Source organism: Christensenella sp., assembly GCF_034927525.1.
Classification (GTDB): Bacteria; Bacillota; Clostridia; order Christensenellales; family Christensenellaceae; genus Christensenella.
This window is the reverse complement of the sequence record NZ_JAYFPU010000363.1, coordinates 1-9496: the sequence shown is the minus strand read 5'-3', so window position 1 is coordinate 9496 and position 9496 is coordinate 1. Positions and strand designations below refer to the sequence as shown.

Below are 9496 nucleotides of genomic sequence, written 5' to 3'. Positions count from 1 at the left end.
ATCAGCCGTGCCCAGCGCGCCATTCGGGCTGTAGGTATAGCCCGTTACCGGCGCTGTCGTGCTGTCAGAATACGTCGCCGTCACCACCATACCCATGCTGCTGAACGACTCACCTTCGGTGTACGTCGTTTTCACCGGCGGTGTTGTCACAGCAATGCTGTCAAGCACCACCGCTGCAGGTAACACAATAATTTCAAACGTCGTTGACTTTTCAACGCCATCTTCTACATATGTCACTGTGACCGTTTTGATACCCGAGGTGCTCATGTCCGGCGCCGACACCGTGTATTCCTCCGCGGAAAGCACTTTTGGCTCCCCACCATTCAGATAATACGCCGTCACTTCCATGCCCGACGGATCGAATGCTTCACCTACCGTATATGTTGTCTTGGTTGGTTCTTCTGTTACATAAATAACGTCCAGCTCCGGCTGTGTTTCACCCATCACTGTAATGGGCGTCGTCGCCGTTTTCGTCACGCCGTCTTCCGTATACGTCACTGTGACTTGTGTGTCGCTCTCCACAAGCGCCCGCATCGGGTTGTAGCTATAGGTCGTGATCGTCCTGCTCGTATTATCAGAATACGTCGCCTTCACCACCATCCCCGTCTTGCTGAAAAACTCACCTTCCATATAGCTTGTTTTTGACGGCGGGGAGGTGATCTCGATTTTTGTCAACGCCGCCGACTCAGCTTCACTTTTTGTCAGGTTGATATAGAAATATTCCGGATCATAGCCGGACGGATATTCATTGGTGGTCTTATTGTCGTCATACGTCACCGTATAACCCTCAGGCACACCGCTCACAACAAGCTTCTTTGACCTCATCTTGATGATATTATCGAACCATCCGTCAAAATCATTTCCGGCATTGAGTACCTCTGTGTTTTTCGAGGTTCCCAGCCTGTTTTGCGAGGCCGTCCAGTCCGCATACGAATCCTGCGGCCCTTTATCCATCAATACTGCCGTGATAGAAGCTCCCGCAGGCGCGTTGGCTGTCGTCCCGTTTTTATTGTACCAAAGCACCTTAACGCCGGGATAGATCATCGTCTCATCCAGATCGATAATGGCAAATGGGGATGCCGTATCAAGCGAAGGTAAAAACGGAGTCAGCATATCCTTGATCCCCTGTTCCTCTACCTTGTCTTCTGGCTGGCCTGTATTTTCATCAGTGACAATTTCTTGCCCACTGTCTTCCTGCTCCTTTTTATTATCTTCATCAGTGGCAGCCTCTTCGCTGCTGCTCTCTGCTTCTTTTTCACTATCATTATCATTTGCTGCCGGCTCGCTGGAGCTTTCCGCAAAGGTATCTTCTACCACCAGTGGTTGTGCAGCCGGTTCATTATCGCTTTCCATCGCTACCGTTGGAACCATCATGCCAACCATGACCGCAATTGCGACAATGACCGTTATGATCCTTTTTATCTTTTTGTTACTCGCCCAACTGTTCTTCATTTTTCTTCCTCCCGGAGCATATCCCGATGTATGTTTTCTGTAGCGATAACCACAGAGAGAGAAGCCTGAGCTTCCCTCTTGCTCTGTGTTATCACTCATCTACTGTCGATTACGCGAGTTGAGATATGCCTCATATGCTGTCTGTGAATCCTTTCTGCGTTTGCGGACGAGCAGCAGTACCAAAAGTCCTGCCAGCACCGCACCCGCAACGATGAACAGTGTCACCATGCCCATACTGATGCTACCGTCGTCGCCCGTCTTGGGGAATGCCCCCGCATACGTCTGCGACTGGGTGTGCGTTATTTTATTGGTGTCCGTAAATCCTTCTTCCGTCGGATTCTTCGGATCCTCACCCGGCAAGATATCCTTGACCTGCGCAACGTTTTCAATGTTGCGCGTCCCTGCCTGCTTCATCTCACCGACCGTTACGGCAAAGCTTACCGTTGCGGTCTCTCCTGCGCCGATCTGCGGGATGACCCATGCAAGGCCTTCTTTTCCACCTATCTGTACTTTCGCTGCGGAAACGCCCTGCACGCTGCACTTCTCAGAACCGGCCACAAGTGTCGTACCTTCCGGGATCACGTCGCGGATCAATACATTTTCAGCCACGTCTGTGCCCTTGTTGGTCACTCCCACTGTATAAGTGATCGTGTCTCCCGCCTTCACCTGCGCACCGTCGCCCGGATCAGATGTTTTCACCGTCTCCAGCGTAGGCTGGCTTATCCTGTGATACGTGGTTTCGGTGATCATCGTGTACTCCGTATACCCGTATATGTTATCGCCTTTCTTATGGCTTTCCAGGTCCGCTTCATACGAGAGCGCCGCATCGTCGATGTCTTCCAGCATCGCGGTATTCTCGAATACCTTGCTGTAGTTATCCGCGCTGCCTGCCACAAGCGGCGCATGTACACGGAAGGTGAGGTATGCCGTATCGCCTTCGCACAGCCCGTGCACGACCCATTCAACGCCGTTCTTCATCTGGCCGTCAGGTGTTTTGACCTGCTTGGCTGCCATTGACGTTATTTTGTCGGCCGTTCCTGTATCAGAATCGAACACAGTACCGCCGATCGAGCCTTCCACAAACGTCGTCCCGTCCGGGATCGCGTCTGATATCACGAGGTCTCCGCAGTCCGCGCCTGTCCTTGTGACACGCAGCCGGTATTCGACAATCTGTCCCCGGCCTGTCGCAACCGGCGAATCCTTGGCGCCATTCATCTCATCCCCTGCCGTATCGCCGACAATGAGAGCCGCCGTCTTGTGTATCTCGTTATAGCCCGTCGTCACCTCATGCGTTATCGTGTTACTCTGCTCGGTGACCGGCGTGCCATCGCCCGGATCATACGTGATAGACGCACTGTTCAAGAACAGCTTCGACGTTTCCGGCTCCGCAAGCTTTTCAACGACCGCCACAAAGCGGAAGCCTGTCACGCCTGCCTGAACACTGTCTGCCTTCCAGGTGATGATCCTTGTTGCGCTGTCGTACACGCTGTCGGCAAGTTGCGTCGCCGTACCGTCCGGCGCGATGATCTGGATGCTGCCCGGTACAACCGCGAGGCCTTGCGGAACAGTATCCGTAACGGAAACGGCATTCACCGTTTCGCCCGCATTGAACTGCATCGTATACGTGATCATCTGTCCCTGTGTCACCTTTGTGGCCGTAGCCTCGTCCGTTCCGCCCATCGGGTCAGACGTCTTCACAAACGTGTTCGTCTGGTGCTTGACCTCGTTCGATGGTGTATACGCATCGATCGGGGGCGTCGGGTCGCTCGGGTCGACCGGCGGGTTCGGATCGGTCGGGTCTGGCGCGTGAACATATCCAATGTTCGTGATCACGCCCGAAGCGCCGTCCTTCACCGGGCTTACCTGTACCGCAAAGGTCAGTTCCACCTTGTTTTCTTCACCCACCGCAAGCTGTGCGATCGTCCAATCGATACGTCCCGTTGCGTCTGTCATGACCCCGCCATCCGATGCGGAACCTGTTACATATGTCGTCCCTTCCGGAATGAAGTCCGCTACGCGTACGTTCTCAGCATCTGCCGCGCCGGTATTTACGACCGTCAGCTTGTACGTGACCACATCGCCTACCTTCACCACCGGAACCAGCCCGTTTTCAGCCGGACTGACCGGATCAGCCGATTTTTCGATCGATACCAGCGGCTCGCTGACCTGATGGTACGTCGTTTCCGTATCGAGCGCGTATTCTTCCTCGGCAAAGATCGTGTCGCCCTTTGTGTGTTCCGTTCTGTTGCCGTCCTTATCCACCGTCGTGACCGTCTCGGTATGCTTTGTTTCGCTCATCGCCTTGTCGGTCATCGCCGCCTGGTTCGTAAACACCTTGGTGGTATCATACCCGGGCGTCGACGGATCGTTGCTCGTTACAGGTGCGCTCACGCGGAACGTGAGGTATGCCTGTTCGCCGTTGTCAAGGCCATTTACGACCCATTTTACGCCGTCAGCCGTAAACGTTCCCGCTCCAACCGTCGCCGTCGAACCGCTCACCGCATTTTTGATCTCGCCCGTGATCGATCCTTCAACCAGCGTGCAATCCTGCGGGATCGGGTCGGTCACCACGATGTCGCCGCTCTTCATGCCATCCGCGCCCGTATTGGTTACGGTCATGCGGTATTCGATGATCTGTCGGCGCTGCACAGCCACCGGGCTATCCGCGCTGCCGCGGTCCTCATCTTTCGCCGTATTGTTCTCGATCACCGCCGATGTCTTGGTGATGCTTGCGCTGCGGCTTTGCACCTCATGCGTGACCTCTGTCGTCGGCGGATATTCCTTATCCTCCGTTCCCGGGTTGTCCTGCTTGAGTACGGCATTGTTGCCAATGCTCTTTGTCGTCTCTCCGTCGGCAAGCTTATCCACCATCACCTTCAGGCGGAAGTTCGTTGTTCCCTCCGGGATATCCAACTTGGGCCATGTGACCACGCCGCCGGAATATACGTCCGTTTCGTCCACCGCAACCCGTGCGCCGTCGCCAAGCTTATAGCTCACCGATCCTGCCACCAGGCTCACGCCGTCCGGAAGCGCGTCCGTCATCACAACATTCTTCACGCCGCCCTTAGAGGCCGTTACATTGATGTCATACGTGATGATGTCGCCTTCATGGACGATCCCCGGGTTGACCGGATTGCCGCTTTCGTCCACCGTGCCGCCTGCGGGCGAGCTTACCTTCTCATAATACAGAGTCGGGTTTTCAAGCTCGTTTGTAGGCGTTTCCGGATCCTGCGGATCTTCCGGGTTCTTCGGCTGCTCGTTGCCATTGTCATGCGCCGCCGCATTGACGATCGCTACCGGCACATTTTCCGCTTCAAACGCATCCACCGTTACAGTAAATGTCACGTCGATCGCGTTTTCCTCGCCTGTCAGCACTTCATCCAGATTCCAATTGAGCGCCTGCTTGCCATTTACGGTCTTCAGTTCGCCGCCGTGGCTCGCGCTGCCATCCTTATATGTCGTGCCCGCCGGGATGTAGTCTCTAAGCGTCACATTCTCCGCTGCCGCCGTACCCGTATTCACTACCTTGAGCGTATAGGTGATCTCGTCGCCGGGCGCTACAAGCTGTCCTTGCTCGTTCGGGTCTGCTCCCACCATCTTGTCGCTCGTCTTCTGAACGCTGACCTTCGGTTCTGTTACCTTGTGGTACGTCGTCTGAGAATCCTTATCGTATTCTTCTTCGGCGTAAACATGGTTGCCATCCTGATCCAGCGTATTCAGCTTTGCTTCGTCCATCAGGTTTGCCGTATTTTCAAATACGACTATCCCTGTTTCCCCTGCTGTAGCAGGCGCGCTCACGCGGAACGTGAGGTATGCTTCCTCGCCGGCTGTCATGCCGTCTACTTCCCACGTAAGACCGCCCGCCGTAAGTGTTCCCGCTCCGATCGTCGCCGTAGAGCCAGGCACTGTTGTGCTCATCGTGCCAGTCGCGCTGCCTTCTACAAATGTCGTGCCTGCCGGGATCGGGTCGGTCACGACGAGCTTGCCGCTCTTCGCGCCCTGCTCACCCGTATACTGTACGCGCAGACGGTATTCAACAACCTGCGAACGCTTGGTATCGACCGGGTTTTCCGCACTGCCGCTTTGCTCGCTCTGCACTACGTCGTTCACAACAAGCGCCGCCGTCTTCGCAATATCTGCCTGTCCCTCGCGCACCTCATGCGTGATGGTATTGGTATCTTGCTCCACACGGTTGCCGTTGCCGTCATTTAACGAAGCGTGCGCCGTATTCTCGTAAAGCTGATACGTGTCTCCCTGCGCAAGCCTGTCTGCTGCTGCGCTGAACACAAACGCCGTCTGCCCGCTCGCCGCATTGATGGTCGGCCACGTGATCGTCCTTGTCGCGCTGTCGTATGCGCTGTCCGGAACGTTTACGCTGCTGCCGTCCGCGCCGATATAGCGGATACTTCCCGCTACAGGCGTCATGCCCTCCGGCACCTTGTCCGTCATAACAAGCTCGCTGACCGGCTTTTCTGCGTTGAACTGGATCGTGTATTTCACGACCTGTCCCTGCGCGATCTGTGTTGCGTCGTCTGCGCCGCTGCCGCCCATCGGATCGGAGATCTTCACCAGTGATGTCAGCTGGTGGTTCACTTCGTTCGTCTGGTTGTAGTCCTCGTCCGGCTTCTGCGGATCGGTCGTGTTTTCTTCGCCCACGCCCGGCACGCGATAATACGCGCCGTTTGTCACGATGCCCGATGTCTGTGTCTCATCAAGCGTATTTACGGTTACATTGAACTTCACCGTCGCCTGGCTGCCCGCCGCGATCTCCGGGATCACCCAGTCGATGCGTGTACGTGTATCCACGCTGCTCTGCGTACCGCCGTCCGATATGCTCGCGTCAACAAGCGTCGTACCGGCCGGTACATAATCGCGCACCTGTACGTTTTTGGCTGCTGCTTTGCCGCTGTTGTCAAGCGTGATCGTGTATTCGATCACGTCTCCCGCCTTCACCACCGGGATAAGCTCCCCAGATGCAGGGCTTTGTACCACGCTCGACTTCTCAGCCGTCACCAGCGCTTCGCGTACCTCATGGTATGTCTTTTCAGAATTTTTACTGTATTCTGTTTCCTCATATACCTTGTCCGTCGTGGTATGGCGTGTTTCCTCGCCATTTTTGTCCACTGTCGTGACGGTCTCTTTATATGTTTTTACACTCAGCTCCTTGTCGGTCATCTGCGCCATATTCTCGAATACGCGCGACAGCTCTTTTTCTGCTGTTGCAGGATCGTCCGCCGTTGCCGGAGCGTTCACACGGAAGGTAAGCAGAGCCGTTTCCCCTGCCGACATGCCGGAAAGTGTCCATTTCACGCCACCTGCCGTCAACTCCTTCACAAAGGTCGCCGTGCCTGCGCCGCCGCTGAATACAGCATCCGCCTGCGAGCCGCTCACATACGTCGTGCCCGCCGGGAATACGTCGCTCACCACGATATCGCCGCTCGTGAGCGCGTCAGAGCCCTTATTCGTTACGCTCAGGCGGTATTCCACCACCTGTCCAAGCTCTGTTAGTACCGGTGCGTCTGCTGTGCCGCGTTCTTCTGCGGCCGGCGAGCCGTCCGCAACAAGCGCCGCTGTTTTGGAGAGCTCCGCCCAGCGTGTATTGATGGTGCTGCTTGTTTCCGTCGTTTCGTACGGGTCTGTACCCGGCGTCTTGACGACAGCCGTGTTCTTGATCTCGACCGAGTCCGCGCCGTCCGCCAACTTGTCGACCATCGCACGGAACACAAAGACCGATTCGCCTGCCGGTACATCGACCGTCGGCCAGTAGACTACGCCGTCCAGATATTCGCACCCGGTCGTTACAGGCCTGCCGCCCGCAAGCGTGTAACGGATGCTGCCCTTCACAAGGGAGAGGCCGTCCGGCAGGATGTCAGATACTTCAACGCCACGCACGCCGCCCTCAGAAGCGGTCACGCGGATCGTATACGTCAGAACATCTCCTTCGCGCACGTTGCCCGCAGGGCTCACTTCCTTCACCTGCACAAGCGTCGGGTTCTTAAGCTCGTTCGTAGGCGTGCCGGGGTCCGGATCCTCAGGATCCTTGGGTTCGCGGTTGCCGTTGTCGTGCATCGCCGCATTTTTGATCGTCACAGGTGCCGTATTTTGTGGTACCTCACTGACTGTGACCGTAAAGCTGACTTCTACCGTCTGCCCCACTGCCACTGCAGGGATGTTCCAGTTTAAGTACTGGCTTCCGCCCGCATTCGTTTTCAGTTCGCCGCCTGCTGTTGCACTGCCATCCTTATACGTCGTCCCTGTCGGGATATAGTCGCGTACTGTCACGTTTGCCGCGTCTGCCGCGCCTGTGTTTTTCACATGGATCGTATAGGTGATCTCATCGCCCGGCGATACGCGCTGGCCTGTAACCTCGCTCTTGTCGTTTGCATTGAGCATCCTGTCGCTTGTCTTATATGCTTCGATGCCCGCTTTTAAGTAACCGTTCACGAACGATGCAGTTGCGCCGCCCATTGTGACGCTGCCAGTAGCAACGCCGTTTGTCGGGCTCGCCTGCGTATAACTTGCCTGCGCCGCTTCCGTTACTTCATAGGCGCTTCCTACCGCAAGCCCGCTAAAGACTGCCTTCTGTCCGCTCGCAAGCGACAACTTGCCGTCTGCGTCCGTTGCAAACGGTCCGCCCGCCGTGATTTCTGTACCACTCGCCTTGTCATATAGCTTGTATGCCTGGTTCGCGTACACAGCACCGTTTACCTTGACGGTGAACCCGAACGCATCGTCCACCGGAGCGCCTTCGCCTGTGACCGTTTTATCGATCGACAAGTCGCGCACAGGTGCATAGTTGTTCACGAAAGCAGCGTCCACACCGTCCACGGTCACCGTTCCGTCATACCGCTCAGGCGTTGCGGCATAGTCCGCTTTCGCCGTTTCCACGATCTCGTAGGTGCTGCCCACCGCAATGTTTTCAAATATCGCCTTGCGGTTTGCTGTCAGCTTCAGCTGCCCGTCGTCGTCCGTCGCGTACGTTCCTGGAATCTGTACGCCTGTCGTCAGGTTAAAGAGCTTATATTCCCTGTTTGCATACGGCGTGCCGCCAAGCGTTACCGTAAAGGTGAATTCCTCACCGCTCGGAGCACCGCTTCCCGTTACCGCCTTAGAGACCACGATGTTCCTCGACGGCCCAAAGTTGTTGGTAAATACCGCGGCAGAGCTGTTATCCACTGCAACCGTTCCCTTGTTGCCCGTTACCGTCATCTGGTAATCACCGTTGGGCGTTTCGCTCACTTCATAGGACGTACCTGCCACGATACCTTCGAATACCGCCTTTTGTCCGTCCTGCAATGTCAGCTTACCGCCCGCGTCTGTCGCGTAAGTTCCTGTAATCTCGCTACCGTCCGCGCCATACAGCTTATAGCTTTGGCTTGCATATGCGCTGCCGCCTACATTTACTGTGAATTCAAACACTGCGTCCGCCGGAGCGCCCGTGCCGCTCACGTGTTTCTCTACCGTCAGGCTGCGCTGTGGTTCATAACTGTTGACAAATCCTGCCACGCTGCCCGCAGAAGAAATACTTCCTGCCGCACTGCCACCGTCCGCCGGCTGCGTCTGCACATAGTCCGCCTTCGCCGTCTCCTTCACTTCATAAGCCGTGCCTTCGAGTATGCCCTCAAACAGCGCCTTCTGGCCTGCTTTCAGGTTCAGCTTGCCAGCTGCGTCCGTGCTGAACGGGCCGCCTGCCGTGATTTCTGTTCCATTCGAACCATACAGTTTATATCCTTGGTTCGCGTACGGCGCGCCTGCAACATTGACTGTGAACTCAAACGCATCATCTGCCGGAGCGCCGTTCCCGGCTACGGTTTTCTGAACCGTCAACCCCTGCTTTGGCTCGTAATTGTTCACGAATGCCGCGCTGCCGCCATCCGTTGTGATGCTGCCTGTTGCAGCACCTGCGGGCTGCGTCTGAACATAGCCATCCTTTGCGCTCTCCACGACTTCATACGTCGTACCGACCGCAAGTCCGCTAAACACTGCCTTCTGGCCATTCCCCAGCGTCAGTGCGCCGTGTGCGTCCGTAGTGTATGTCCCCGGT

General features: G+C 56.1%; 2 protein-coding genes. Both read right to left on the bottom strand.

Translation table 11 applies throughout. The features are described 5' to 3' along the window. The coding region (locus tag VB081_RS14420; protein WP_323401473.1) for a bacterial Ig-like domain-containing protein at positions 1 to 1452 on the bottom strand (1452 nt) is incomplete at its 3' end. A 99-nt stretch (positions 1453 to 1551) separates the two neighbouring features. Beyond that, on the bottom strand, positions 1552 to 9496 hold a 7945-nt coding region (locus VB081_RS14415; RefSeq protein ID WP_442872731.1), incomplete at its 5' end, for a DUF7601 domain-containing protein.